Source organism: Enterobacter cloacae complex sp. 394F7 (genome assembly GCF_057320385.1).
In genome coordinates this window covers 349,933-375,402 of the sequence record NZ_JBXWCS010000002.1, presented here as the reverse complement: position 1 = coordinate 375,402, position 25,470 = coordinate 349,933, and the positions used below count along the sequence as shown (strand labels likewise).

Here is a 25,470-nt window from a genome sequence, read left to right as displayed (position 1 = left end):
AAAATACGGCGCTGAGAGTCAGCGCCGTATCGATATTAATTCTGGGTATCAAGCGTAGAGAGTTCTTTATCAATAAAGTAAAGACCTTCACCGGTTTTACCGGCCAGCGATAATTTATCCAGAACCGATTTAAACAGTTTCTCTTCTTCGTGTTGTTCGGCCACATACCACTGCAGGAAATTAAAGGTTGGATAATCCTGGCTGGTCATTGCCGCATGCACCAGTTCGTTAATTTTCTGGGTGATCAGCTGCTCGTGCTCGTAGGTAGCGCGGAAGAGTTCATCAAGTGAGCCATACTCCGCAAACGGTGATGCCACGTTATCAATGCGTGGCAGGCTGCCGGTATCTGTCAGATAATCAAAGAGACGCTGCATGTGGGTCATCTCTTCCTGAGCGTGACGACGCAGGAACGCGGCGGCACCTTCAAAGCTGTGATAGCTGCACCAGGCACTCATCTGCTGGTAGAGCAGGGAGGAAAAAAGCTCAAGATTCATTTGTGCATTGAGCTTGTCGATCATTTCAGTTTTCAGCATGGTGACGCTCCGGTTTATTATTTCTGGTTCACAATGAGCGACACTATAATTTGTTATTTAATTATATGCAAAACGTAAAATAAATATTTGTTTATTTAAAAATACGAATGGGAATAAAACGCATTGGCGATATTTATAAATGAGAATTATTTATTTTAACGGGCTGCCAGCCAAAACTGGCAGCGCAGATTAATACCACGGATTACTGGTGGCCGGTTTAACAGCATAACCCATGCATTTGTACTGAATGGTCACGCTCTCGTTCAGACACAGTGAGCCGCTAATCAGGGTGCAGGTTTTAATGGGCTGCCCATAGGAGGAGGCGGTGGCATATCCCATGCCCTGGCACGCTTTGGTTGCGGTGCCGTTATTCACATATTCATCAGACCAGGCGTTTTGCAGGGCGGCCTGACCATAGTCAAGGCGGACTATGCCATTTGGCGCATCCAGACTGCTCACCTGTGCCTGGCGGTTGATGCTACATCCCGCGAGCAGCAGGACCGTGCCGACAACGAAGACTCTTTTCATGGTTCGCTCTGAGTGGAGGGAAATACGTTATCGTACCGCTCGCTGTCCGCCGCAATGCCCTGAATAGCCGGACAATCTGCCCTTTCTCTTTGCAACGGGCCGGGCTCAGACCTGTCATCAACAAAAATGTGAGTCCTCTTTGGTTTTTTAAAACAATCTTTCATTTAATTTGAAAGTGCGTTTGTGTGATAGTAGGGTGAAGATGAAAAGGTATCCATGATGGGCTCGCCCGCAACGCATTCAGGAGAGAGACAATGCAAATCGCACTGATGATGGAAAACAGCCAGGCCGCAAAAAATCCAGTGATTCTGAAAGAGTTAAAAACGGTCGCCGATGAAAAAGGGTTCCCGGTGTATAACGTTGGCATGAGCGATGAGAGCGACCATCATCTGACCTATATCCATCTGGGGATCATGGCGAGCATTTTACTCAATGCGAAGGCCGTCGATTTTGTGGTGACTGGGTGTGGAACAGGCCAGGGGGCGTTGATGTCGCTGAACATCCACCCGGGCGTGATCTGCGGTTACTGTATCGACCCTGCAGATGCGTTTCTCTTCGCCCAGATTAACAACGGTAACGCGCTTGCCCTGCCGTTTGCCAAAGGCTTCGGCTGGGGCGCAGAGCTGAACGTTCGCTTTATCTTCGAAAAAGCGTTCACCGGCCGCAAGGGAGAAGGTTATCCGCCAGAGCGCAAAGAGCCTCAGGTACGTAATGCGGGGATCCTGAATCAGGTGAAAGCGGCTGTGGTCAAAGAGAACTATCTGGACACGCTGCGGGCAATCGATCCTGAGCTGGTAAAAACCGCCGTTTCCGGCCAGCGCTTCCAGCAGTGCTTCTTTGAAAACTGCCAGGACAAAGAGATCGAGGCTTTCGTGCGCGAGATTGTCGGCTAACACGCGTAGTTGAATACAGAAAAAATTGTGATGTGAGTCACAAAAATATTGATTTTTGTGATGATGGTCATATTATAGGCACATTGACGATAAAGTTGTATAACAAGTTAATGGAGCATCACAATGAAACTGCGCAAAATCCTCAAAAGCATGTGGGCTAACTACTGCAACACCTTCAAAGACGTGCCGCCTGGCGCGATGTTCTGATAAAAAAACCTGCTTCGGCAGGTTTTTTTATGCCTGCAACCACCAGAAAGGAGATGAAAGGGGGCGTGTTTTGTTACTATGGCGGCCTTTGAATAAGGAGAAACCCCCATGTCTCAAAACCTGAGCGCCGATCAGGAACTGGTGTCTGATGTTGTCGCATGCCAGCTGGTCATCAAACAGATCCTTGATGTCTTAGATGTTATCGCGCCGGTGGAAGTGCGCGAGAAAATGTCTACCCAGCTGAAAAACATCGATTTTTCCAGCCATCCCGCTGCGGCTGACCCGGTTACGCTTCGGGCGATCCAGAAAGCCATTGCGCTGATTGAGCTGAGATTCACGCCGCAGGGTGAATCTCACTGATAGCGCGCAACGTGAGAAGGGCGACAGTGCATGTCGCCCGAAAGCGTTTAAAAGAAGGTCTGTACCAGCAGATAACTCGCCGCGCACGCACAGCTCACGCCAATTATCCCCGGCAGGATAAAGCTGTGGTTGATAATAAATTTGCCGATACGGGTTGTCCCTGAACGGTCAAACCCGATGCAGGCCAAATCGCTTGGGTAGGTAGGCAGAACAAAATAGCCATACGACGCCGGGAAGAAAGCGATCAGCATTTTCGGATCGATACCCAGCATTAACCCCATCGGCGCCACGGCCGTCAACGCTGCCGCCTGGCTGTTCACCAGTTTAGAGACCAGGAAAAGCACGATGGCGTAGGTCCACGGATGGCTTTTCACGACCCCTTCCAGCGCCAGTTTTAGCTCGTCGAGATGTGCCTGGAAAAAGGTATCACTCATCCACGCGACGCCGAACACCGAGAAAATCGCCACCATTCCGGCTTTAAAGACCGCGCCGTTAGAAATGGTCGCTGCATTGACCTTGCAGGTGACCAGCATCACCGCACCCGCAATGAGCATCATCATCTGAATGACAAGGTTCATCGACAGCGCCGTCATTTTGCCTTTCACCTCAAACGCCGGACGCAGTTCAGGCAATGCCCCGAGCAGCACCACCACCGCGATCCCGGCGAAGAAAATCCACGTTGACCAGTAGGCCTGTTTCGGAAAACGTTGGTTCATCAACGTCTCGGTTCCGCCGTAGATAAACTCGCGCTGTTTTGGATCTTTCAGCTTTTCCTGGAATTCCATGTCATCGGCTAAATCTTTCCCGCGGCGTAAACTCCACAGGGCGGCAATGGTCACACCGAACAGCGAGGCGGGAACCGACACGGCGAGAATTTCGAGGATCCCCCACGCGTGTCCAATGCCGTGCTGGGCGGCCAGAATGGAAATCAGCGACACCACGGCAACGGAGACCGGGGAGGCGGTGATCGCCATTTGCGATGCCACCGACGCCACGGCCATCGGACGTTCCGGGCGGATCCCTTTTTTCAGGGCGATATCGGCAATAATCGGGAACATGGTGTACACCACATGGCCGGTACCGCAGAGAAAGGTAAGCATCCAGGTGGTAAAGGGGGCGAGGAGGGTGATGTGCTGAGGATGCTTGCGCAGCAGGCGCTCGGCAAATTGCATCATCACATTCAGCCCACCTGCCGTCTGCAGGGTGGCCGCACACCCGATCACAGCGAGGATGGTCAGCATCACATCAACCGGCGGTTTACCGGGCTGCAGACCAAAGATAAACGTCAAAATAAACAGACCGATACCGCTTATCAGTCCCAGTCCCATCCCGCCAAAACGCGTGCCTGTCAGCAGGCACAGGAGGATGACAATAAACTCAATGGTGATCATGATGCTCCCTCGTCATTAATTATGTAATTAAATAAATCATTACATGTTGTAGGGATAATCATTGAGAGCGAGATCTGATTTGTTAAATCTTTTAAAAAGCAGGAGGTTGGCTGTAAAAAAAGAGGCCCACTCCCGAACGGGAGCAGGCGAAAAGCTTAGTGGTGCTGTACTGTCACCAGATCGAGCAGGTGACGGTCGGTCTGTTCCGGGCATAACCCGGACTGTTGCGCGTTGCGGAGCTCATCCGCCAGTGCCTTCAGTAAAATGCCGTCCTGCTGCTGCTCTTTGTCCATATCGCGCAAGAACTGCAGTGTTGCGCTGTCATGCTGTGCTCTGGCTTCATCCGCCAGTTTATTCAGCGTGGCGCAGCGTTGCTCATACTCTTCAAGCGTTTTCCTGAATAACTCCTCCAGAGAGGAGTAGTGCCCATCAATTGCATCCGGGGCTTTGACGATAGGATTTGCCCCTGCGCCTTTCAAAAAGTTAAAGACGCGCATCATATGGGTGACGTTACTTTGTGCCTGGGTACGAAAAAAAGTGGCGGTACCGTTGAGACGGTTCTCAGAACACCACTCGCTCAAATGGAGGTGCAGATTCGACGCATAGAACTCCAGGTTCATCTGCGCATTGAGTTTTTGCATCATCGTTTGGGTAGTCATACCAATATCCTTATAGACTGTTAGTGTGATGTCCGTAACAAAACCTGAACGGGCAGGTTAAGACGAGTATGTGGCAGAAAAGCATTTCTGCAATGACAAAAGTCGACCGAATAATCACTTCCTGTGTTCGATATAAATAAGCATACCCCTGCTAGGCGTTTAAGAAAACTCTTAATTGGTGCGTTTTACCATACATTACAAAATTTAATATAGTACAAAACTAACAACATGTTGTTATAAAATAAGATTTATCTAATGCCTTGAAATTACTGGTTTTTACCTATTTTAATATCGATATTTACCCACTGGGAATAGTGAGTCGGAATAATGCTCTGAGAAATAGTTAATTCAGGATTAACTATTTCAAATATATGATGCGCCGACTAAATTGCGCTAAATCAATTTTCGCAGAATAACGCCATAAAATATATTTTGCGGCAACGCCAGTCCTATACAGTTCCCGATGATGGTAACGCCGTACCGCGATCGCGCCCGGAGCGCGGGGGGTTGGGTATCAGGGATTTCTTAGCTGATCTTATGGATAATTCTGCTTATCTCGGTTTCATTTGTCCGACAAATACTGCCGTTTTTATGTCATTTTTCGCTGAATTTATGTACGCAATTACTGTAATTCTGCGTTGTGATGGCGCTCTCTTATGGATGATTAATTTCCCGCTAAAACTATCACCAGCACTAACGCTTATGACGAGGTAAGCGCTAATGCCTTGTTTTAAGTCCGATTAAATAAGAAGTACGCAAATATTCCCTACAGAAAAGAACGCTAATGCTGGAGTTTACCATGCACAAATTTACTAAAGCGCTGGCGGCCATCGGTCTGGCTGCCGTTATGTCACAATCCGCTATCGCTGAGAATTTAAAACTCGGTTTTTTGGTAAAACAGCCGGAAGAACCCTGGTTCCAGACCGAATGGAAATTCGCCGATAAGGCCGGGAAAGATTTAGGATTTGAAGTCATTAAAATCGCCGTGCCTGACGGTGAAAAAACGCTGAACGCTATCGACAGCCTGGCGGCCAGCGGGGCGAAAGGGTTCGTTATCTGTACGCCGGATCCCAAACTGGGCTCTGCGATTGCAGCCAAAGCGCGCGGTTACGACATGAAGGTCATTGCGGTTGACGATCAGTTCGTCAACGCCAAGGGCAAACCGATGGACAGCGTGCCGCTGGTGATGATGGCGGCCACCAAAATTGGCGAACGTCAGGGCCAGGAACTCTATAAAGAGATGCAGAAACGCGGCTGGGATGTGAAAGATACCGCCGTGATGGCCATCACCGCCGACGAGCTGGATACCGCCCGCCGTCGTACCACCGGGTCAATGGACGCGCTGAAAGCGGCCGGCTTCCCGGAAAAACAGATCTATAAAGTGCCGACAAAATCCAACGACATTCCGGGGGCCTTCGACGCCGCCAACTCCATGCTGGTTCAACATCCAGAGGTGAAGCACTGGCTGGTGGTCGGCATGAACGATAACACCGTCCTGGGCGGCGTACGCGCAACGGAAGGTCAGGGCTTCAAAGCGCCTGATGTGATCGGTATCGGCATCAACGGCGTTGACGCGGTGAGTGAGCTCTCTAAAGCGCAGGCGACGGGCTTCTACGGCTCACTGCTGCCAAGCCCGGACGTGCACGGCTATAAATCCAGCGAAATGCTCTACAACTGGGTTACCAAAGGGGTGGAACCGCCGAAGTTTACTGAAGTGACCGACGTGGTGCTGATCACCCGCGACAACTTCAAAGAGGAGCTGGCGAAAAAAGGACTGGGCGGTAAGTAATACGCGGTGATTGTGCCCCTCGCGAACCGCGAGGGGCCAGACGTACACACTACAGGAATCACGGAGACGTTATGCGACAGTCTGATCCGTATCTCTCTTTTCGCGGTATCGGGAAAACCTTTCCCGGTGTTAACGCGCTGACCGATATCAGCTTCGACTGCTATGCCGGTCAGGTTCACGCCCTGATGGGCGAAAACGGCGCCGGAAAATCCACGCTGTTGAAAATCCTCAGCGGCAACTACACGCCAACCACCGGCACGCTGGCCATTCGCGGCGAAGAGGTGGCGTTTGCTGATACCACCGCTGCGCTCAACGCCGGGGTGGCCATCATCTATCAGGAACTGCATTTGATCCCTGAGATGACGGTGGCAGAAAACATCTATTTAGGCCAGCTCCCGCACAAAAGCGGCGTGGTAAACCGGTCGCTACTTAATTACGAAGCGGGGCTGCAGCTGAAACATCTGGGTCTGGATGTCGATCCCCAGACACCACTGAAGTATCTCTCCATCGGCCAGTGGCAGATGGTAGAAATTGCCAAGGCGCTGGCGCGTAACGCCAAGATCATTGCCTTCGACGAACCGACAAGCTCGCTTTCCGCGCGTGAAATCGAAAACCTGTTCCGGGTGATCCGCGAGCTGCGTAAAGAAGGCCGCATTATTTTGTATGTTTCGCACCGTATGGAAGAGATTTTTGCCTTAAGCGATGCCATCACCGTCTTTAAAGATGGCCGCTACGTGCGCACCTTTACCGATATGGAGCAGGTCAATCATGACCAGCTCGTTCAGGCGATGGTTGGCCGCGAGCTGGGAGATATCTATCACTGGCAGCCACGCGAATACGGCCCTGAGCGCCTGAAGCTGGAAAACGTTAAAGCGCCGGGTGTGCGAACGCCGATCTCGCTCTCGGTGCGCAGCGGGGAGATTGTCGGGCTGTTTGGTCTGGTGGGCGCAGGGCGTAGCGAGTTAATGAAAGGCCTGTTTGGCGGTACGCGCATCACCGAAGGGCAGGTATCCATTGACGGGCAGCGGGTCGATATCCAGAAGCCCGCACATGCCATCCAGGCCGGGATGATGCTCTGCCCGGAAGACCGCAAAGCGGAGGGCATTATTCCGGTGCACTCGGTACGTGACAACATCAATATTTCCGCGCGGCGGAAGTTTATTCGCGCCGGTTGCCTGATCAACGACGGCTGGGAGGAGAGCAACGCCGACCACCATATCCGTTCGCTGAACATCAAAACCCCGGGCCCGGAACAGCTGATCATGAATCTCTCCGGCGGTAACCAGCAGAAGGCGATTTTAGGCCGCTGGTTGTCGGAGGATATGAAGGTCATTTTGCTGGATGAGCCAACGCGCGGCATCGATGTGGGGGCGAAACACGAAATTTATAACGTGATCTATGAGCTGGCAAAACGCGGTGTGGCGGTGTTGTTCGCCTCCAGCGATCTGCCTGAGGTACTCGGCGTGGCCGACCGCATTGTTGTGATGCGTGAGGGCGAAATCGCCGGTGAATTGCTTCATGAACAGGCGAATGAACAACAGGCGTTGAGTCTCGCCATGCCGAAAGTTAGCCAGGCTGTCGCCTGAGCAAGGAGTTAATGATGTCCTCTGTTACTACATCCGGAGCGCCGAAATCGAAATCGGCCTTCAGTTTTGGCCGCATCTGGGATCAGTACGGCATGCTGGTGGTCTTTGCCGCACTCTTTGTCGCCTGCGCGATCTTTGTGCCCAACTTTGCCACCTTCATTAATATGAAAGGGCTGGGGCTGGCCATTTCCATGTCCGGCATGGTGGCCTGCGGGATGCTGTTCTGTCTGGCCTCGGGCGATTTCGACCTGTCAGTGGCCTCCGTCATTGCCTGTGCTGGCGTCACCACGGCGGTGGTGATCAACATGACCGAAAGCCTGTGGATTGGCGTGCTGGCGGGTCTGCTGCTGGGCGTTATCAGCGGTCTGGTTAACGGGTTTGTGATTGCCCGCCTGAAGATTAACGCCCTGATCACCACCCTTGCGACCATGCAGATTGTGCGCGGTCTGGCCTATATCATCTCCGACGGTAAAGCGGTGGGGATTGAAGACGAGCGCTTCTTCACCCTTGGCTATGCGAACTGGCTGGGGTTGCCTGCGCCAATCTGGCTGACGGTGGCCTGTCTGATCCTGTTCGGCTTCCTGCTTAACCGCACCACGTTTGGCCGAAATACCCTGGCGATCGGCGGTAATGAGGAAGCGGCGCGGCTGGCGGGCGTACCGGTGGTGCGCACCAAGATCATTATCTTTGTGCTCTCCGGTCTGGTCTCGGCGGCAGCGGGGATTATTCTGGCATCGCGCATGACCAGCGGCCAGCCTATGACCTCCATCGGGTACGAGCTGATCGTCATTTCAGCCTGCGTGTTGGGCGGGGTTTCGCTGAAAGGCGGCATCGGAAAAATCTCATATGTGGTGGCCGGTATCCTCATTTTGGGGACGGTAGAGAACGCCATGAACCTGCTGAATATTTCGCCGTTCTCCCAGTATGTGGTTCGTGGCCTGATCCTGCTCGCAGCCGTGATTTTCGACCGTTACAAGCAAAAAGCGAAGCGTACCGTGTAACGTTCTTCCTGCCTTTTAATTGCTCAACTTATAACCTTAGTTGACGCCTGAACCGCCCCGCCAGTTCCGCTGGCGGGGCGGTTGTCAAATGGCGAGCGACGTCACACTGTCTATACTTACATGGCTATGAAAGAGGTAAAGGCGTTTACCTCTCGTAAACCGTAAGGAGGACCAGGGTGGCTGACTTGTTAACCGCACCGCCTGTACTGCCCGGACATTATGCTTTCTTTTTCGATCTCGACGGCACGCTCGCCGGGATAAAACCGCACCCCGACCAGGTGGTTATCCCGGAGGCGGTATTACAGGATTTGCATCAGCTCTCGCAAATGAATGAGGGAGCACTGGCATTGATATCAGGGCGCTCAATGGCCGAGCTGGATTTGCTCGCCAGTCCTTACCACTTTCCGCTGGCCGGTGTACACGGAGCGGAGCGCCGCGACATCCATGATCACACGCACATCGTTTCACTCCCCGATGCATTAATCGAAAAGCTGCAGGCGCAGCTCGCTGCTGCACTGGCTGAACTGCCGGGCACGGAGCTGGAAGCCAAAGGGATGGCCTTTGCCTTGCACTATCGCCAGGCACCGCAGCATGAAGAGGCCGTGCTTGCGCTCGCCGCCAGGGTCGCGCAGGCGCATCCTGAGCTGGCGCTGCAGCCGGGTAAATGCGTCGTGGAGCTTAAACCGAAAGGGATCAATAAAGGGGCTGCGATCGCCGCGTTTATGGCAACGCCGCCTTTCCGGGGCCGGACGCCCGTTTTTCTTGGGGATGACCTGACCGATGAGGCCGGGTTTCGTGTAGTGAATCAGGCCGGAGGGATCTCCGTGAAGGTTGGGCCTGGTGATACTGAAGCCGAATGGCGTCTGGCAAATGTGGCCAGCGTCTGGCAGTGGATATCTGACATCGCTAACCAGCAACAACAACAAATAGCGCAAAACAAAGGGGGAAACCATTATGGGTCGCTTAGTCGTCGTCTCTAACCGTATCGCACCGCCTGACGATAAAAAAGCCAGTGCAGGTGGGCTGGCGGTGGGGGTATTAGGTGCCTTAAAAGCTGCTGGCGGGCTGTGGTTTGGCTGGAGTGGTGACATCAGTGAGGAAGAAAAACCACTTAAAAAGGTGACGCGCGGCAACATCACCTGGGCGTCATTCGCCCTGAAAGAGAAAGATTATGACGAGTACTACTCCCAGTTCTCGAATGCCGTGCTGTGGCCCGCGTTCCACTACCGTCTGGACCTGGTCAAATTCCAGCGAGAATCGTTTGAAGGCTACAGCCGCGTCAATGCGCTGCTGGCGGATAAACTGCTGCCTTTAATCGAGGAAGACGATATTTTATGGATCCACGACTATCATCTGCTTCCCTTCGCCCGTGAGCTGCGAAAACGCGGAGTCAACAACCGCATCGGCTTCTTCCTCCATATTCCGTTCCCGACACCGGAAATTTTTACCGCGCTGCCGCCGCATGAAGAACTGCTGGAAGCGCTGTCTGATTACGATTTGCTGGGCTTCCAGACTGAGAATGACCGCATTGCGTTCCTGGATTCGGTATCGGGTAAAACACGCCTGATGACGAAAGGGGGCAAAACGCATACGGCCTGGGGTAAAACGTTCCACACCGAAGTCTATCCGATTGGGATAGAGCCGGATGAGATTGCTGAGCAGGCGTCTGGTCCGTTGCCGCCGAAGCTGGCGCAGCTTAAAAACGAGCTGAAACACGTGAAGAATATCTTCTCGGTGGAGCGTCTCGACTACTCCAAAGGGCTACCGGAGCGCTTCCTGGCGTATGAAACGCTGCTGGATAAATATCCGCAGCACCACGGTAAAATCCGCTATACGCAGATTGCACCTACGTCGCGTGGGGAAGTGCAGGCCTATCAGGATATTCGTCATCAACTGGAGACGGAAGCAGGGCGCATCAACGGCCGCTACGGTCAACTGGGCTGGACGCCGCTGTTTTATCTGAACCAACATTTTGACCGTAAGATCCTGATGAAGGTGTTCCGCTATGCTGACGTCGGCCTCGTAACACCGCTGCGCGACGGGATGAACCTGGTGGCAAAGGAGTATGTGGCGGCACAAGATCCGGCCGATCCGGGGGTGCTGGTGCTTTCTCAGTTTGCGGGAGCCGCGAACGAACTCACTTCAGCGCTCATCGTGAACCCTTACGACCGGGATGATGTGGCGAACGCGCTCAACCGTGCTCTGACGATGCCGCTGACGGAGCGTATTTCCCGTCATGCGGAAATGATGGATACGATCCGCGAGAACGATATTAATCACTGGCAGGCACGTTTTATTCGCGATTTGCGTAATATTGAGCCGCAAAGCCATGAAGGCGTTCTGCAAAAAAAGATCGCGACTTTCCCTAAACTGGCGTGATATTCCTCTGGGGGTTTAACGACCCCCAAGAGGCACCAACAGCACATCAACCAGGCTTGAGGCGACTATCGATTTCGCCGCGCAGGCCGCCCGTGAAATAAAGCTTTGGTTATGGTTCCCGCATATCACTAAATCAATTTTCTCTTTGCGACATACGTCGAGAATATGCGCATTCAGTTCACCTGTCGCAATGACGGTCTGATAAATGGGATATTGCGCTTTCTCCACCAGCTCCTGCAGAAATTGCTGCGTTTCTTCCTGTAATACCTCACGAATATCTTCCAGCATGGGGGCTGCCAGTTGATTGTACATCTCGGGTTCGGCCGCAAGGGTAATTAAGCTGATGCGCGCATTATGCGGGCGGGCGATGGACACCGCCCGGGCAACGAGTTGGTGACTTTCCGGTGAAACTGCAACAGAAACAAGAAGATGGGAGTAACTCATCACGCACTCCTTAGCTGTCTGAAAAACCGCGTCTGTGTCAGCATTACCGCGAAATCAGCACTTCTGCAAGAGGTGAATACGACATTAGTGTGAAGCTTCTCATAATTATTCATTAATTATTCTTATAAGAAGAATAACGCCAAACCGCGTGCAAATGAAAAAAATTAACAACTTAACGTAAATCACACATTTTGATGCGCGTGATGTTAAATCGTTTTAAAGCGTTATAGACGCAATGTGAATGATCACGCTTTGAAACAAACTTTTCACCCCTCAAGCATAACTGTATGTTTTTCATAGGTAATGAAAATGTGGCCCTGAGATGTATAGCGTGTGAATTGTTGCGGTAGTCGCTATTGCTCAAAAAAGCAATCGTCATGCGCCTTCTGTTCGCACTTCTGCATGAGTATTCGTCCATAAAGAATATAAAATGGTCTTGATTGGTTAAATAATGAACAAATTACAAGTCTCACTGATGGATTTATGGATGATATTCACTTAAATTATGTGACATGGATCACATTTTTTTTAAATTTGAGGATGGCTGCATTGTATGTGTCAAAACTGACGAGTAGAGTTTGCGTCGAATTAGGAAAAATCTTAGTTATTTGTAAGAAATGATAAAACATGTAAGAAGCGCATCCGCGCTTCGTTGGTGCACGTTTTGCAGAATACAAACCTAAATTCAACTATGCATTTAGCCTTTTTTTTAAATACCGGGTGTTTTCCCGGCGACATCACGGGGTGCGGTCTTTCCGCATAAAAATAATAGTTGGTTATTCGGGATGGGAAAAATGCATACATCCGAGTTGCTAAAACATATCTATGACATCAACCTGTCATATTTACTGCTCGCGCAGCGATTGATTAGTCAGGACAAAGCGTCCGCGATGTTTCGTTTAGGTATTAACGAAGAGATGGCAACCATGCTGGGCGGGTTAACCCTGCCGCAAATGGTTAAACTGGCTGAAACGAATCAACTGGTTTGCCAGTTCCGCTTCGATAATCCTCAGACTATCACGCGGCTGACACAGGAATCTCGTGTGGACGATCTGCAACAGATCCATACCGGTATTCTTCTCTCCACCCGCTTGCTCAACGAAATCAGCCAGCCTGATGACGCAGCCCGTAAAAAAAGAGCGTAGAAATGAGCGAGAAAAGCATTGTTCAGGAAGCGCGTGACATACAGTTGGCCATGGAGCTGATTACACTGGGTGCTCGTTTACAAATGCTGGAAAGCGAAACTCAGTTGAGCCGTGGTCGTCTCATCAAACTGTACAAAGAGTTACGTGGTAGTCCCCCACCGAAAGGAATGTTGCCGTTTTCAACGGACTGGTTTATGACCTGGGAGCAGAACATTCACGCCTCCATGTTCTGTAATGCCTGGCAGTACCTTCTCAAAACCGGTTTGTGTAGCGGCGTCGATGCCGTGATCAAAGCGTATAAACTTTACCTTGAACAATGCCCACAGCAGGAAGAGGGTCCCCTGCTGGCGCTGACCCGCGCATGGACGCTGGTGCGTTTTGTTGAGAGCGGAATGCTTGAATTGTCGCGCTGCAACTGCTGCGATGGCAATTTCATTACCCATGCTCATCAGCCTGCAGGCAGCTTCGCCTGTAGTTTATGTCAGCCTCCATCCCGTGCAGTAAAAAGACGTAAACTTTCCCGGGATGCTGCCGATATTATTCCACAACTGCTGGATGAACAGATCGAACAAGCTGTTTAACCCGAACGTGTGGGAAAGATTCCAGCAGCGGTAAGCCATTACCGCTGCTTTTTTTTATCCTGGATTCGGTAAACGCTGCGAGCTGAACGTCCTTGCCATAGTCACTAGCGGAAGGATGATGTCGTGCTTATCTTATTAGGTTACCTGGTAGTTCTCGGTACAGTTTTCGGCGGTTACATGATGACCGGCGGGCACCTTGGAGCACTCTATCAACCGGCTGAACTTATTATCATCGGCGGCGCAGGGGTAGGGGCTTTTATCGTTGGTAACAACGGGAAATCGATCAAGGGGACGCTGAAAGCTATTCCATTGCTGTTCCGTCGCTCGAAATACACCAAAAGCATGTATATGGATCTGCTGGCTCTGCTTTATCGCCTGATGGCGAAGTCGCGCCAGCAGGGGATGTTCTCGCTGGAACGGGATATCGAAAACCCGAAAGAGAGCGAGATTTTTGCCAGCTACCCGCGCATCCTTGCCGATGCCATGATGCTGGATTTCATTGTCGATTACCTGCGCCTGATCATCAGCGGCAATATGAATACCTTCGAAATTGAAGCGCTGATGGACGAAGAGATCGAAACCCACGAGAGCGAATCCGAAGTGCCGGCCAACAGCCTGGCGCTGGTGGGGGACTCATTGCCGGCCTTCGGTATCGTGGCGGCGGTCATGGGGGTTGTTCACGCGCTGGCCTCGGCGGATCGCCCGGCTGCAGAGCTGGGGGCGCTGATTGCCCACGCCATGGTGGGGACCTTCCTCGGTATTTTGCTGGCGTATGGTTTTATCTCTCCGCTGGCCAGCGTTCTGCGTCAGAAGAGCGCGGAAACCACCAAAATGATGCAGTGCGTGAAGATTACGCTGCTCTCTAACCTCAACGGTTATGCGCCACCGATCGCGGTTGAGTTTGGCCGTAAAACGCTTTACTCCAGCGAGCGTCCGTCGTTTATCGAGCTTGAAGAACACGTGCGTGCGGTGAAAAACCCAAACCAACAGACGACAACTGAGGACGCATGAAAAACCAGTCCCATCCGATCGTCATCGTAAAAAAGCGCAAGCATAAGGGGCATGGGCACGGTGCGCATGGCTCCTGGAAAATTGCCTACGCCGATTTTATGACCGCAATGATGGCCTTCTTTCTGGTGATGTGGTTGATCTCGATCTCCAGCCCGAAAGAGCTGATTCAGATTGCGGAATACTTCCGTACGCCGTTGGCGACTGCGGTCTCCGGTGGGCCGCGTATCTCTAACAGTGACAGCCCGATCCCCGGCGGCGGCGATGATTACACCCAGAAGCAGGGTGAGGTGAAAAAAGAGCCGAACATCGACGAGCTGAAGAGAAAGATGGAGCAGGCGCGTTTGAAGAAACTGCGCGGCGATCTCGATCAGCTGATTGAAGCGGACCCGAAACTGCGCGCGCTGCGACCGCATCTGAAGATCGATCTGGTGCAGGAAGGGCTGCGTATCCAGATTATTGATAGCCAGAACCGCCCGATGTTCAAAACCGGTAGCGCCGAGGTTGAACCCTATATGCGCGATATTTTGCGCGCCATTGCGCCGGTGCTGAACGGTATTCCAAACCGCATTAGCCTGTCAGGCCACACGGATGACTTCCCGTACGCTACGGGCGAGAAGGGATACAGCAACTGGGAGCTTTCTGCCGATCGTGCCAACGCCTCGCGTCGCGAGCTGGTGGCGGGTGGGCTTGATGATGGCAAGGTACTGCGCGTGGTCGGCATGGCAGCAACCATGCGTGTCTCCGACCGCGGGCCGGATGACGCCATCAACCGTCGTATCAGTCTTTTAGTGCTGAACCAGCAGGCGGAGCAGGCCATCCTGCATGAAAACGCCGAAAGTCAGAATGAGTCACTGGACGATTTAAAACAGCCTGGGGCCGTTCCTTCGGCTGCCGTTCCAACATCGCCACCAGCCAATCCGAGGTGATAGCGTGAGCATGGATATTAGCGATTTTTACCAGACATTCTTTGATGAAGCCGACGAATTGTTGGCGGATATGGAGCAACATTTGCTGGATTTGGTGCCAGAAGCGCCAGACTCCGAGCAGCTCAATGCCATCTTCCGCGCTGCGCACTCCATTAAAGGCGGAGCCGGAACATTTGGATTTACCATCCTGCAGGAAACCACCCATTTAATGGAAAACCTGCTTGATGAAGCACGACGCGGTGAGATGCAGCTCAATACCGACATTATCAACCTGTTTTTGGAAACCAAAGATATTATGCAGGAACAGCTCGACGCCTATAAAAGTTCGGCAGAGCCTGATGCCGCCAGCTTTGAATACATCTGCAATGCGCTGCGCCAGCTTGCGCTGGAAGCAAAAGGTGAGGTCGCCGCAGCCGTTGTTCCTGCAGCCAAACTGAGCGTTGTTGATGCGCCAGCCGCTGAAGATGCAGCACCTGCCGCCGCTAAAGCCGGGAAACTGCGCGTTGTGCTGTCACGCCTGAAAGAGAACGAAGTCAACCTGCTGCAAGAGGAGCTGGGTAACCTGGCGACATTAAGCAACGTGGTAAAAGGCAAAGACAGCCTTGCTGCGACGCTCGATGACGGTATCAGCCAGGACGACATCGTGGCGGTGCTGTGCTTTGTTATCGAAGCCGATCAAATCGCCTTTGAAACGGAAGCGGTTGCCGTTGACGCGCCTGCTGCAGTGGAGGAGGTTGCCGCTGTGGCTCAGGCTGCTGCGCCCGCGGTCGCCCCTGCTGCCCCGGCGTTGAAAGCCGTTCCTAAAGAGGCTGCCGCCCCGGGCCGTGGTGAAAAACCGGCGGCGCGCTCCAGCGAATCGACCAGCATCCGCGTTGCCGTAGAGAAGGTTGACCAGCTGATCAACCTGGTCGGCGAGCTGGTGATCACCCAGTCAATGCTGGCCCAGCGTTCTAACGAACTGGACCCGGTCACGCACGGCGATCTGATTACCAGCATGGGGCAGTTACAGCGTAACGCCCGCGATCTGCAGGAATCGGTGATGTCCATCCGTATGATGCCGATGGAGTACGTCTTTAGCCGCTTCCCGCGTCTGGTGCGCGACCTGGCCGGTAAACTCAATAAGCAGATTGAACTGACGCTGATGGGCAGCTCCACCGAGCTGGATAAGAGCCTGATTGAACGCATTATCGATCCGTTAACGCACCTGGTACGTAACAGCCTGGACCACGGTATCGAACTGCCGGAAAACCGTATTGCCGCCGGAAAATCCCCGGTCGGTAACCTGATCCTGTCTGCGGAGCACCAGGGCGGGAACATCTGTATTGAAGTGACCGATGACGGCGCGGGCCTTAACCGCGAGCGTATCCTGGCGAAGGCGATTTCGCAGGGGATGGCGGTCAGCGAAAACATGACCGATGAAGAAGTGGGCATGCTGATCTTCGCCCCGGGTTTCTCAACCGCCGAGCAGGTGACGGATGTCTCCGGACGCGGCGTGGGAATGGACGTGGTGAAGCGTAACATTCAGGAAATGGGCGGCCACGTCGAAATCCAGTCTAAGCAAGGTTCTGGTACTACCATTCGTATTCTGCTGCCGCTGACGCTGGCGATCCTCGACGGTATGTCGGTGAAAGTGGCGGACGAAGTCTTCATTCTGCCGCTGAACGCGGTAATGGAATCACTGCAGCCACGTGAAGAAGATCTGCACCCACTGGCAGGTGGCGAGCGCGTGCTCGAAGTGCGTGGGGAATACCTGCCGCTGGTGGAACTGTGGAAAGTCTTCGAAGTCGACGGGGCGAAAACAGAGGCCACGCAGGGTATCGTCGTGATCCTGCAAAGTGCGGGTCGCCGCTACGCGCTGCTGGTTGACCAGTTGATTGGTCAGCACCAGGTGGTGGTGAAGAACCTCGAAAGCAACTACCGCAAAGTGCCGGGTATTTCTGCCGCCACCATTCTGGGTGATGGTAGCGTGGCGCTGATCGTCGACGTGTCGGCGCTTCAGGGATTAAATCGTGAACAACGTGTGGCGTACACAGCCGCCTGATTAAGTAAAGGGTAAGAACATGACCGGTATGAGTAATGTAACGAAACTGGCGGGCGAGCCATCAGGACAGGAGTTCCTGGTATTCACTTTAGGCGATGAGGAGTACGGCATCGATATCCTGAAAGTGCAGGAAATTCGTGGTTACGATCAGGTTACCCGCATCGCGAACACGCCAGCGTTTATTAAAGGCGTCACCAACCTGCGTGGGGTGATTGTGCCTATCGTTGACCTGCGCGTGAAGTTCAGCCAGGGCGATGTGGAGTATAACGATAACACCGTGGTGATTGTCCTCAATCTGGGGCAGCGCGTGGTCGGTATCGTGGTGGATGGCGTGTCTGACGTGCTTTCACTGACGTCTGACCAAATCCGTCCGGCGCCGGAGTTTGCGGTCACGCTGTCTACCGAGTACCTGACGGGGCTGGGTGCGCTGGGTGAGCGTATGTTGATTCTGGTGAACATCGAGAAGCTGTTGAACAGCGAAGAGATGGCGTTGCTGGATATCGCGGCGAACCATGTAGCGTAGGTAAATGCAAAACGGCAATCCAGGTTGCCGTTTTTTGTGTTTGCTCCCTCTCCCGGTGGGTTGAGGGATCCCCATAAAATAATGTCTGCACGGAGGACCCCCTCTCCCTTGAGGGAGAGGGTTGGGGTGAGGGGGAACATATGGCTGTAGAGGTAATTCCGTTCACTTTATGTTCCTTGCTACTCTGTAACGGCATGACTTGTGAACGTGCCAGGGCGGCTCAATCGCCACCGCCCTGGCGACCCGGGCTCCCGGCGGTAAATCGCCGCTTCGCGGTGCCCTCGGCTTATTCCTTCCGGCTTATCGGGGACGGGCGGATGTAACGTCCCTGTAAAGCCGCCCTCTCGGCGCATCCATGCGCCTCGCCCCGGCCTGCAGGAAACGCCTCAGCGATTTACAGCCGGACCAGGGCGTCGTTGTAAGTCATTCATTTTCCTGAAGCAACATTCATCGCTTTCGGTAAAAAATTACTGGGGATTCCTCAGCCCGGTGGGTTGAGGGGTGGGGTGAGGGCATCAGGCCACACCCCTTTTGTACTCTTACACTTCCTGCTCTACCAGCTCCGCTTCAGCTTCCCGCGCCCCTTCATTCTGCGACAGCATCGCGGTTGCAATCCCGTTACCCAGCACGTTAATGGCGGAACGCCCCATATCCAGGAAGTGGTCGATCCCCATCAGCAGCAGAATACCCGCCACCGGAATATTAAAGCTTGGGATGGTCGCCGCCAGTACCACCAGCGAAGAGCGTGGTACGCCCGCAATGCCTTTTGATGCCAGCATCAGCGTCAGCATCAGAACGGTGACCTCAGAGAAACTCAAATGAATATTGTACGCCTGAGCGATAAACATTGAGGCAAAAGAGCAGTAGACCATCGAACCGACCAGGTTAAAGGAATACCCAATTGGCAGGACGAAAGAGGCGATGCTGCGCGAGCAGCCAAATCGCTCCAGTTGCTCAAGGGTTTTCGGATACGCTGCCTCGGAGCTGCTGGTGGTAAAGGCGACCAGCACCGGATCTTTCAGCATGCTGAGCAGGCGGAACACCTCTTTTTTCAGCACCATGTAACCCACTGCCAGCAACACCATGCAGGTGAGCAGGATCGCCACATAGTAGCCGCCAATAAAGGAGGCATAGTTCAGCAGAATGCCGAGACCCTGGGTGGCAATCACCGACGAGATCGCAGCGAAAATCGCCAGCGGGGCAACATACATGACGTAGCCCGTGACCTTCAGCATGATATGGGATACCACATCCAGCGCCGCGACCAGCGGGGCGTTGAATTTCTGGCCCAGCGACGCGCCGCCGATGCCAAAGAACATGGAGAACACCACAATTTGCAGAATTTCATTGTTCGCCATCGCCCCGGCAATGCTGGTCGGAATGGTATGTGAGAGGAACGCTTTCAGGGTCATGCCGCCGACGGCCAGCCCGGTATCCACTGCTTCAGTGGGGATCGTCAGGTTCAGACCGCTGCCTGGATGCTCCAGAGTGACAATAAACAGCCCCACCAGAATAGAAAGCACCGATGAGCTGATAAACCATACCATCGCTTTACCGCCTACGCGGCCAATAGTCGAGGTTTCGCCCATTTTCATAATGCCGACCGTCAGCGTGCTGAAGACCAACGGTGCAATCACCATTTTGATCAGTCGCAGAAAAATATCGGTGAGAAGCGTAATGTTATCCGACCAGGTTTTGATGGCATCCGCAGATGCGTATTCATGAATGGCCGCCCCTGAAAGAATACCCGCCAGCATGAATATCACGATGAAGAGCGTAAGTTTGTTTGCACTTGCCACGAAAAAGACCCCTATGCGCTGTAGATGTCGCCCGCGCCGATATATATGGATTTTTTATTACTGCGCGGGAAATTATTCGGCACATAAATTGAAGTAAAGCGGGGGGAGATACAACTCCTTTTTAAATTTTATTAATTTTGTTGCTAATGCCGCGACGATATATTGTGATGCTTATCACACTTTAATGGGATATATCCTCAGGCAACATTCGGTAAATTCCGTTTATAAATCAATAACCCAATGTTTCTTAAATCATTTCTCTGTCAATCGGACAAGGGGGTGACTGACATGGCCGCCAGTGGTCGAAGCGATAACCATAAACTAAATTCTCAATAACCCCCTCGGAGGAACATTAAGCGGGGCTAACATCTTGAACGTTAAAACTAAATTGTTGTACGTGAACGGAGACGTCTTCTGGAGGGTGGTAAATGAAAAGAAAACGCCTTTTGACCTGCGCTGGCATTCTGTTAACCGCGACAACCGCCCATCAGGCGCTGGCGGTCACCAGTAGTGGCACTATCGGCGCGACGCTGACATTGACAAACGGGTGTCTGATTAATGGATCGCCCACGCAAAACGGCATTAACTTCGGGACACTGGATTTCGGGACCCATCCTGCAACCTTTTCCACCCTGACGACGCAGTTGACCGGTGCCAGCGGCGGAAACACCTTCACGATTCAATGTACAACCGCCAGCTACACGGTGGCGATAACCGGGAATACCAACTCCACTGCGCCGGGCACCGTCGTTGGCACGACGGGGACACCCGCCCGCTATCTGATCAACACCACCAACACGGCGCAGGGTGTGGCATACAGCCTGTATAGCGACAGCGGATTTAATAACGTTGTGGCGAATAACGCGGCATTGCCGATCGCGTCCACGGCCGGTGGGGTGGACAGTTACACCCTCTACGGGCGTATTACCGGCGGCGGAAACAGCGTTACGGTGGTACCGGGGACCTACACCGACACCATAAATGTCAGCGTAACCTATTAGCCCACTTAGCCCATGAAGACCGCTTTTTCAGGTCTGCGCCACTGCGCAGAGGGGATCGTGCATCTTTTTTTTACGCTGATCCTCGGGCTGGCGCTGGTGCCGGTCGCTATGGCCGTCACGTCGCAGTCCTTTAAGGTCAGCGCGACCATTGTGCCGGGATGCGCGGTGAGCACCGGCAGTGGGGGGCTGTTGGGCACGCTGAACTTCGGTACCCATACCGGCGTGGAGAGTGCTCCGGTGAGCACCAGCTTCGTACCAAACGGGGCACTCTCGATCGCCTGTACGCCAGGCGTGGCGCTGAGTATGAGTATTAACGGCGGGCAGAATTACGCCTCCGTGCGGCGAATGACGCGCAACGGCGGGAACGACGTGGTGGGATACCGGCTTTACAGCAGCAGTTCACTTGCGGCGAACAGCGAAATAGGGGTCAACCAGGCGATTCCGGTGACCTATACCAACAGCAATAACATCGCGCTGCCGCTGTTTGGCGTGGCGCTATTGACCGGGTTCAGCCCGGCAGGAACCTATTCTGATCAACTTACCGTGACCTTGTCATGGTGATAAAGGGAGAGCGTCGATGACGGCATATTTCAGGCGCATATGTCTGGGAAGTTTGCTGGGGGTGATGGCCGTGGCGGCAGGCCAGGTGCAGGCCGCCGCCACCATTCTGTTATGGCCTATCGATCCGTGGCTGGCGGCTGATGCCAAAGCCACGGAGCTGTGGATCCAGAATCAAGGAAACAGCCCAACCACCATGCAGGTACGCATTGTGCGCTGGAAGCAGGAGGGCGGGTTCGAACGTTACAGTGCTCAGCAGGATGTGGTGGCCAGCCCGCCAATTGTCACCATCGCAGCGGGCAGCAAGCAGCTTATTCGTCTTATCAAACAGGGGACGGTTCCGGTGGGGGTCGAGCAGGCCTACCGTATTATTGTCGATGAAATTCCTCAGCCGGATAATAAAGCCGAACCGGCTATCGGTCTCAAACTGCAGATGCGTTATTCCATTCCCCTTTTTGTCTATGGGCAGGGGATCCCGACAAGCAAAGAGGGGGCGCACCATGCGTTTGTGGATACGCACAACCTCAGCTGGCGGGTAAAAAATGAGGGCGGACAGCCTCACCTGGAGGTTAACAACCGGGGAGATGTACACGTCAGGCTCAGTCAGGTTTCGCTGGTGCAGGGCGGGCAGAAACGTCCTGTTGCTGAGGGATTGCTGGGCTACGTGCTGGCGGGCAGTACCCGCAGCTGGGCCATCCCGGCCGGAATTCGGCAGCCAGACCAGATGCGCGCGCAGATTAACGCCAGGGATGAACAATGGCAGTCGACGCCCGTCAACTGAAACCGGCGATGATGATCCTGCTTTGCGTCACGACCAGCGCCTGGGCAGAACCCGGCGATGACAGTTTACCGCCGCCTCCTGAGGCCCGGGCGGTGAACGATGAGGCGGTTTTTCAGCTTGGCCTCATAGTGAACCACTACGATACCGGTCTGGTGGTGCCCGTGACGCAGCGTAAAGGCGCTTACTTTATCTCAAGCGCCGATTTGCTGCGTGCCGGGCTGCCGCCGGAGCATGTGCCGACCGGCGAGGTGGATCTCTCATCGCTTGCTCAGGTTCGCGTGGAGTACGACAGCGCCGGACAGCGTCTGCTGCTCAACGTGCCCCGCGAATGGGTGGCCTCCCGGGTGACCTCCTTTGGCGGGCAAACCGCGCAAAGCAAACCTCACTTTGGGCGCGGGGCGCTGCTGAATTACGATCTTTATACTAACCACACGGAACACGTGGGCGGCCAGGCTTCTCTGTGGCATGAGTTCCGCTACTTCAATGAACGCGGTTCGCTCTCTTCTACCGGTTATGTGCGGAAAAATTTCGCTGGCGATGACGGCCAGCAGGCCGGATATGTGCGCTATGACACCACCCTGCTGGTCACCAACGAAGAGGACGCCACCACCTGGACGGCCGGGGATGTGATCAGCGATGCCCTGAGCTGGAGCTCCAGCGTGCGAATGGGTGGGATAAGCTACGGGCGTGACTTCTCCCTGCGCCCGGATCTGGTGACCTGGCCGCTGCCGGAATTCTCCGGGGAAGCAGCGGTTCCCACCTCGGTCGATCTCTTTATTAATGGCTATCGGTCTGGCTCTACGCAGCTTCAGCCGGGCCCCTTTACCCTGACGAATCTGCCCTATATTAACGGGGCCGGAGACGCGGTGCTGATCACCACCGATGCGCTGGGACGGCAGGTGAGCACTACGCTGCCGTTCTATGTCACCAGCGAACTGCTTAAACGCGGCTTGAGCGATGGGGCGGTGACGCTGGGAAGCCTGCGGCGCAACTACGGGATCGACAATTTTGATTATGGTCCGGCGGCGGGCAGCGGTTCGTATCGCTACGGGGTAACGGACTGGCTGACTCTTGAAGCTCACGCGGAAGGGGCGGAGTCGCTGGCGCTGGGCGGTGCCGGGACGGTGGTGAAGCTCGGGCACTTTGGCGTTGTGAATACCGCGTATACCCAAAGCCGGATGCGCGGCGATGAGGGCGGGCAGATCGCCTGGGGCTATCAGTACAGCACCAGCGATTTTAGCCTTGCCACTCAACATACGCGACGCGATCGCGGTTTTGGCAACCTGGCCCTCTATGACCAGCCGACGATCTATGACGAAAACGACCGGCCTGTCGCCAGCTTCAGCCGCAATACCGATCAATATTCCCTGACCTTTAACCTTGGGCAGTACGGCAATATCGGGGCCGCCTGGATCGGTGTGGAGAGTTTTGACAGCCAGAAAACAGAACTGCTTAACCTCTCATGGAGCCGCAACCTGTGGGGCGCGAGCAGTCTTTACCTCGCCGCAAGCCGTGATCAGCAGCGGGGCGACTGGACGGTTGCACTCTCGCTACAGGTCCCGCTTGGGGAACGGGACAGCGCCGCGGTCACCTTCGAAAACACGCCGGAGGCAGGCAGCACGCAGCGCATCAACTACAACCACTCCATGCCTTCCGATGGCGGGTTAAGCTGGAACATGGCATGGGCGCATCAGTCGCGGGCGAACAATTATCAGCAGGGAACCTTGGGCTGGCGTAACAATAATATCGAAGTGCAGGGCGGGGCCTACGGTGAAAAGGACATGATGACCTGGTGGAGCGAGGCGCTGGGCTCCATTGTGCTGATGGACGGCGAGCTGTTTGCGGCGAATAAAATCAACGACGCCTTTGTGGTGATCAGCACCGATGGTCAACCGGATGTACCCGTCAGCTACGAGAATCAGCCGGTCGGCAAAACGAATCGCAACGGCTATCTGCTGGTGAGCGGCGTGTCGGCCTATTACCCGGCCAGTTACCGCATTGACACCCTCAATCTCCCTGCCGATACGCGTCTGAAAGAGACCGAACGCCGGATTGCGATCCGCCGCCACAGCGGTTATCTGGTGGACTTCCCGATGGAGCAGGAGCGGGTGGCAAGCGTCATTCTGCATGATGCCGAGGGACAGGCCATTCCGGTGGGCAGCCAGGTCAGACGTGCCTCGCGCAGCAACGCGGTGGTGGGTTATGACGGGATCGCCTGGCTGGAAAATCTTAGCGACGTCAATTCGCTGGAGGTGATCACCCCGACGGGCAAACGGTGCCAGGCGACGCTGACCGTTGGCGCGAACCCGGAACACAGGCTGCAAACCTACGGGCCGCTGGTATGTCGGGAGGCACGGTGACGCGTTATCTGCTGGTGATTCTGCTGCTCTTCTCCGGTGCCAGCGGCGCGGCCTGCACCGTCAGTACGGTGAATGCGTCGTTTGGCAGCGTGACCTCGTTCGCGCTGAGCGGAACCGGGGAAGTGGAAACCACCGGTACGCTGGTGGTGGCCTGCGATACGGTCCTCAACCTGCTTACCAACGACTCGGTGGCGCTGACTTACACCTCGGCATCGATATTCGCCAACAGTCGCGCCACCCTGAAGCGCACGGACAATGCGGCTATTACCGATGTCATACCCACGCGCCTGTGCGCTGCCTCTGGCTGTGGCGGTAGCAGCGAAGTGCAGATCGGTAATGCCTATACCTGGAGCGGGAACACGCTGCTCGGGCTGCTGGGGTCGAAGCGCTACAACATTCCGCTCTATTTCCGTACGGTGCCGGGGCAGAACGTCTCGGCCGGCCCGTATCAGGTGCTGCTGACATTCAGCATCAATTACAACGTCTGTGCCGTTGGCGCTGCCGGACTTTGCCTGACGCCGCAAACCGGCACGGCCACCACCACGATCCTTCTCAACATGACCGTCACTAACGACTGCAGCACCATGACCACGCCGGACGTGAATTTCAACAGCGCGCCGCTGGTACAAAGTTTTCCCACCGTCTCGCAGGCCATCGCCGTCACCTGCACCAAAGGCAGTACCTATACCATAGGGATTAACAATGGTGCCAATGCGCTGAACAACGTTCGTCGCATGGTGAGCGGCAGTAACTACATGAGTTACGACATCTATAAAGAAGCCACCACCAACCGCTGGGGCAGCAGCGGCACCGAACGCTGGACCAGTGCGACCTCGTCCCAGGTCAGTACCGACGGATTACTGCGTACCTACAATTACACCGCCAAAGTCCTGACCGGGCAGGCCACGCCCCCCGCCGGAACCTATACCGACACGCTGATTGTTGACGTGGCGTTCTAACCCCCGCGCTTTTCC

Annotated in this window: 25 protein-coding genes; 19 read left to right on the top strand and 6 right to left on the bottom strand. The window is 54.2% G+C overall.

The window, feature by feature from the left end; all coding sequences use genetic code 11:
• Positions 1–35 precede the first annotated feature (35 nt).
• Together ftnA and yecR are read right to left on the bottom strand one after the other, a co-directional pair.
• On the bottom strand, positions 36–533 hold the full coding sequence (gene ftnA / locus AC2FAK_RS04245; RefSeq protein WP_013096038.1) for a non-heme ferritin: 498 nt from the start codon (positions 531–533) through the stop codon (positions 36–38).
• A gap of 189 nt (positions 534–722) precedes the next feature.
• Entirely contained in the window at positions 723–1,061 is a 339-nt protein-coding gene (gene yecR / locus AC2FAK_RS04240) for a YecR family lipoprotein (RefSeq protein ID WP_013096039.1), read from the bottom strand.
• Positions 1,062–1,315: 254 nt separating this feature from the next.
• Between yecR and AC2FAK_RS04235 the strand changes: the two genes are divergently transcribed.
• From AC2FAK_RS04235 to AC2FAK_RS04225, 3 genes are all read left to right on the top strand, one after another.
• Positions 1,316–1,954, top strand: a complete 639-nt coding sequence (locus AC2FAK_RS04235) for an RpiB/LacA/LacB family sugar-phosphate isomerase (RefSeq protein WP_095454565.1) — start codon at positions 1,316–1,318, stop codon at positions 1,952–1,954.
• Between the two features lie 123 nt (positions 1,955–2,077).
• Entirely contained in the window at positions 2,078–2,161 is an 84-nt protein-coding gene (gene azuC, locus AC2FAK_RS04230; RefSeq protein WP_014832437.1) for a stress response protein AzuC, read from the top strand.
• 108 nt (positions 2,162–2,269) lie between these two features.
• Positions 2,270–2,521 (top strand): DUF2766 family protein, encoded by a 252-nt coding sequence (locus AC2FAK_RS04225; RefSeq protein ID WP_020687624.1) that lies wholly within the window; start codon positions 2,270–2,272, stop codon positions 2,519–2,521.
• Between the two features lie 47 nt (positions 2,522–2,568).
• Here AC2FAK_RS04225 and AC2FAK_RS04220 read toward each other — a convergent pair whose 3' ends face one another.
• Both AC2FAK_RS04220 and AC2FAK_RS04215 read right to left on the bottom strand, forming a co-directional pair.
• The gene (locus AC2FAK_RS04220; RefSeq protein WP_013096042.1) at positions 2,569–3,912 is read right to left on the bottom strand and encodes an anaerobic C4-dicarboxylate transporter; all 1,344 of its coding nucleotides are present in this window, start codon (positions 3,910–3,912) and stop codon (positions 2,569–2,571) included.
• Positions 3,913–4,067: 155 nt separating this feature from the next.
• Complete coding sequence (locus AC2FAK_RS04215) at positions 4,068–4,571, bottom strand: non-heme ferritin-like protein (protein ID WP_061772217.1); 504 nt, start codon at positions 4,569–4,571, stop codon at positions 4,068–4,070.
• 799 nt (positions 4,572–5,370) lie between these two features.
• On the opposite strand from AC2FAK_RS04215, the gene araF reads away from it, so the two are divergent.
• The 5 genes from araF (at position 5,371) to otsA (ending at position 11,326) form a co-directional block, all read left to right on the top strand.
• The gene (gene araF, locus AC2FAK_RS04210) at positions 5,371–6,360 is read left to right on the top strand and encodes an arabinose ABC transporter substrate-binding protein AraF (RefSeq protein WP_028027935.1); all 990 of its coding nucleotides are present in this window, start codon (positions 5,371–5,373) and stop codon (positions 6,358–6,360) included.
• Positions 6,361–6,431: 71 nt separating this feature from the next.
• Positions 6,432–7,946 (top strand): L-arabinose ABC transporter ATP-binding protein AraG, encoded by a 1,515-nt coding sequence (gene araG / locus AC2FAK_RS04205; RefSeq protein ID WP_013096045.1) that lies wholly within the window; start codon positions 6,432–6,434, stop codon positions 7,944–7,946.
• Between the two features lie 14 nt (positions 7,947–7,960).
• Positions 7,961–8,947, top strand: coding sequence for an L-arabinose ABC transporter permease AraH (gene araH, locus AC2FAK_RS04200; RefSeq protein WP_013096046.1), 987 nt, complete (start codon positions 7,961–7,963; stop codon positions 8,945–8,947).
• Between the two features lie 176 nt (positions 8,948–9,123).
• Positions 9,124–9,927, top strand: coding sequence for a trehalose-phosphatase (gene otsB, locus AC2FAK_RS04195; RefSeq protein WP_029882592.1), 804 nt, complete (start codon positions 9,124–9,126; stop codon positions 9,925–9,927).
• Positions 9,902–11,326: an alpha,alpha-trehalose-phosphate synthase gene (gene otsA, locus AC2FAK_RS04190; RefSeq protein WP_095454564.1), complete on the top strand. Its 1,425-nt coding sequence runs from the start codon at positions 9,902–9,904 to the stop codon at positions 11,324–11,326. Before otsB ends, otsA begins: the two co-directional genes overlap by 26 nt.
• Positions 11,327–11,341: 15 nt before the next feature.
• Here the strand turns inward: otsA and uspC are convergent, their stop codons facing one another.
• The gene (gene uspC / locus AC2FAK_RS04185; RefSeq protein WP_029882593.1) at positions 11,342–11,770 is read right to left on the bottom strand and encodes a universal stress protein UspC; all 429 of its coding nucleotides are present in this window, start codon (positions 11,768–11,770) and stop codon (positions 11,342–11,344) included.
• A 794-nt stretch (positions 11,771–12,564) separates the two neighbouring features.
• On the opposite strand from uspC, the gene flhD reads away from it, so the two are divergent.
• From flhD to cheW, 6 genes are all read left to right on the top strand, one after another.
• The gene (gene flhD / locus AC2FAK_RS04180) at positions 12,565–12,915 is read left to right on the top strand and encodes a flagellar transcriptional regulator FlhD (protein ID WP_013096050.1); all 351 of its coding nucleotides are present in this window, start codon (positions 12,565–12,567) and stop codon (positions 12,913–12,915) included.
• Positions 12,916–12,917: 2 nt separating this feature from the next.
• Complete coding sequence (gene flhC, locus AC2FAK_RS04175) at positions 12,918–13,496, top strand: flagellar transcriptional regulator FlhC (protein ID WP_013096051.1); 579 nt, start codon at positions 12,918–12,920, stop codon at positions 13,494–13,496.
• 123 nt (positions 13,497–13,619) lie between these two features.
• Positions 13,620–14,507, top strand: coding sequence for a flagellar motor stator protein MotA (motA, locus tag AC2FAK_RS04170; protein ID WP_008500417.1), 888 nt, complete (start codon positions 13,620–13,622; stop codon positions 14,505–14,507).
• Positions 14,504–15,433, top strand: a complete 930-nt coding sequence (gene motB / locus AC2FAK_RS04165; RefSeq protein WP_013096052.1) for a flagellar motor protein MotB — start codon at positions 14,504–14,506, stop codon at positions 15,431–15,433. The genes motA and motB overlap by 4 nt, the downstream gene beginning before the upstream one ends.
• A 4-nt stretch (positions 15,434–15,437) precedes the next feature.
• Positions 15,438–17,474 (top strand): chemotaxis protein CheA, encoded by a 2,037-nt coding sequence (gene cheA / locus AC2FAK_RS04160; protein ID WP_095454563.1) that lies wholly within the window; start codon positions 15,438–15,440, stop codon positions 17,472–17,474.
• A 19-nt stretch (positions 17,475–17,493) separates the two neighbouring features.
• Positions 17,494–17,997, top strand: coding sequence for a chemotaxis protein CheW (cheW, locus tag AC2FAK_RS04155; RefSeq protein ID WP_013096054.1), 504 nt, complete (start codon positions 17,494–17,496; stop codon positions 17,995–17,997).
• A 539-nt stretch (positions 17,998–18,536) separates the two neighbouring features.
• Here the strand turns inward: cheW and AC2FAK_RS04150 are convergent.
• Positions 18,537–19,796: a dicarboxylate/amino acid:cation symporter gene (locus tag AC2FAK_RS04150; RefSeq protein WP_023620134.1), complete on the bottom strand. Its 1,260-nt coding sequence runs from the start codon at positions 19,794–19,796 to the stop codon at positions 18,537–18,539.
• 428 nt (positions 19,797–20,224) lie between these two features.
• Here AC2FAK_RS04150 and AC2FAK_RS04145 point away from each other — a divergent pair, with 428 nt between their 5' ends.
• The 5 genes from AC2FAK_RS04145 to AC2FAK_RS04125 are packed head-to-tail and all read left to right on the top strand — an operon-like array spanning position 20,225 to position 25,455.
• A complete protein-coding gene (locus tag AC2FAK_RS04145; RefSeq protein ID WP_013096056.1) occupies positions 20,225–20,797 on the top strand; it encodes a Csu type fimbrial protein in 573 nt (190 codons plus the stop codon).
• A gap of 12 nt (positions 20,798–20,809) precedes the next feature.
• Positions 20,810–21,358: a Csu type fimbrial protein gene (locus AC2FAK_RS04140; protein ID WP_020687631.1), complete on the top strand. Its 549-nt coding sequence runs from the start codon at positions 20,810–20,812 to the stop codon at positions 21,356–21,358.
• A gap of 16 nt (positions 21,359–21,374) precedes the next feature.
• A complete protein-coding gene (locus tag AC2FAK_RS04135) occupies positions 21,375–22,136 on the top strand; it encodes a fimbrial biogenesis chaperone (RefSeq protein ID WP_038419938.1) in 762 nt (253 codons plus the stop codon).
• The gene (locus tag AC2FAK_RS04130; protein WP_095454562.1) at positions 22,112–24,496 is read left to right on the top strand and encodes a fimbria/pilus outer membrane usher protein; all 2,385 of its coding nucleotides are present in this window, start codon (positions 22,112–22,114) and stop codon (positions 24,494–24,496) included. Before AC2FAK_RS04135 ends, AC2FAK_RS04130 begins: the two co-directional genes overlap by 25 nt.
• Positions 24,493–25,455 carry a Csu type fimbrial protein gene (locus AC2FAK_RS04125; RefSeq protein WP_038420939.1) on the top strand — a complete coding sequence of 321 codons (963 nt, stop codon included), beginning with the start codon at positions 24,493–24,495 and terminating at the stop codon, positions 25,453–25,455. The genes AC2FAK_RS04130 and AC2FAK_RS04125 overlap by 4 nt, the downstream gene beginning before the upstream one ends.
• The last annotated feature ends 15 nt before the right edge of the window (positions 25,456–25,470 follow it).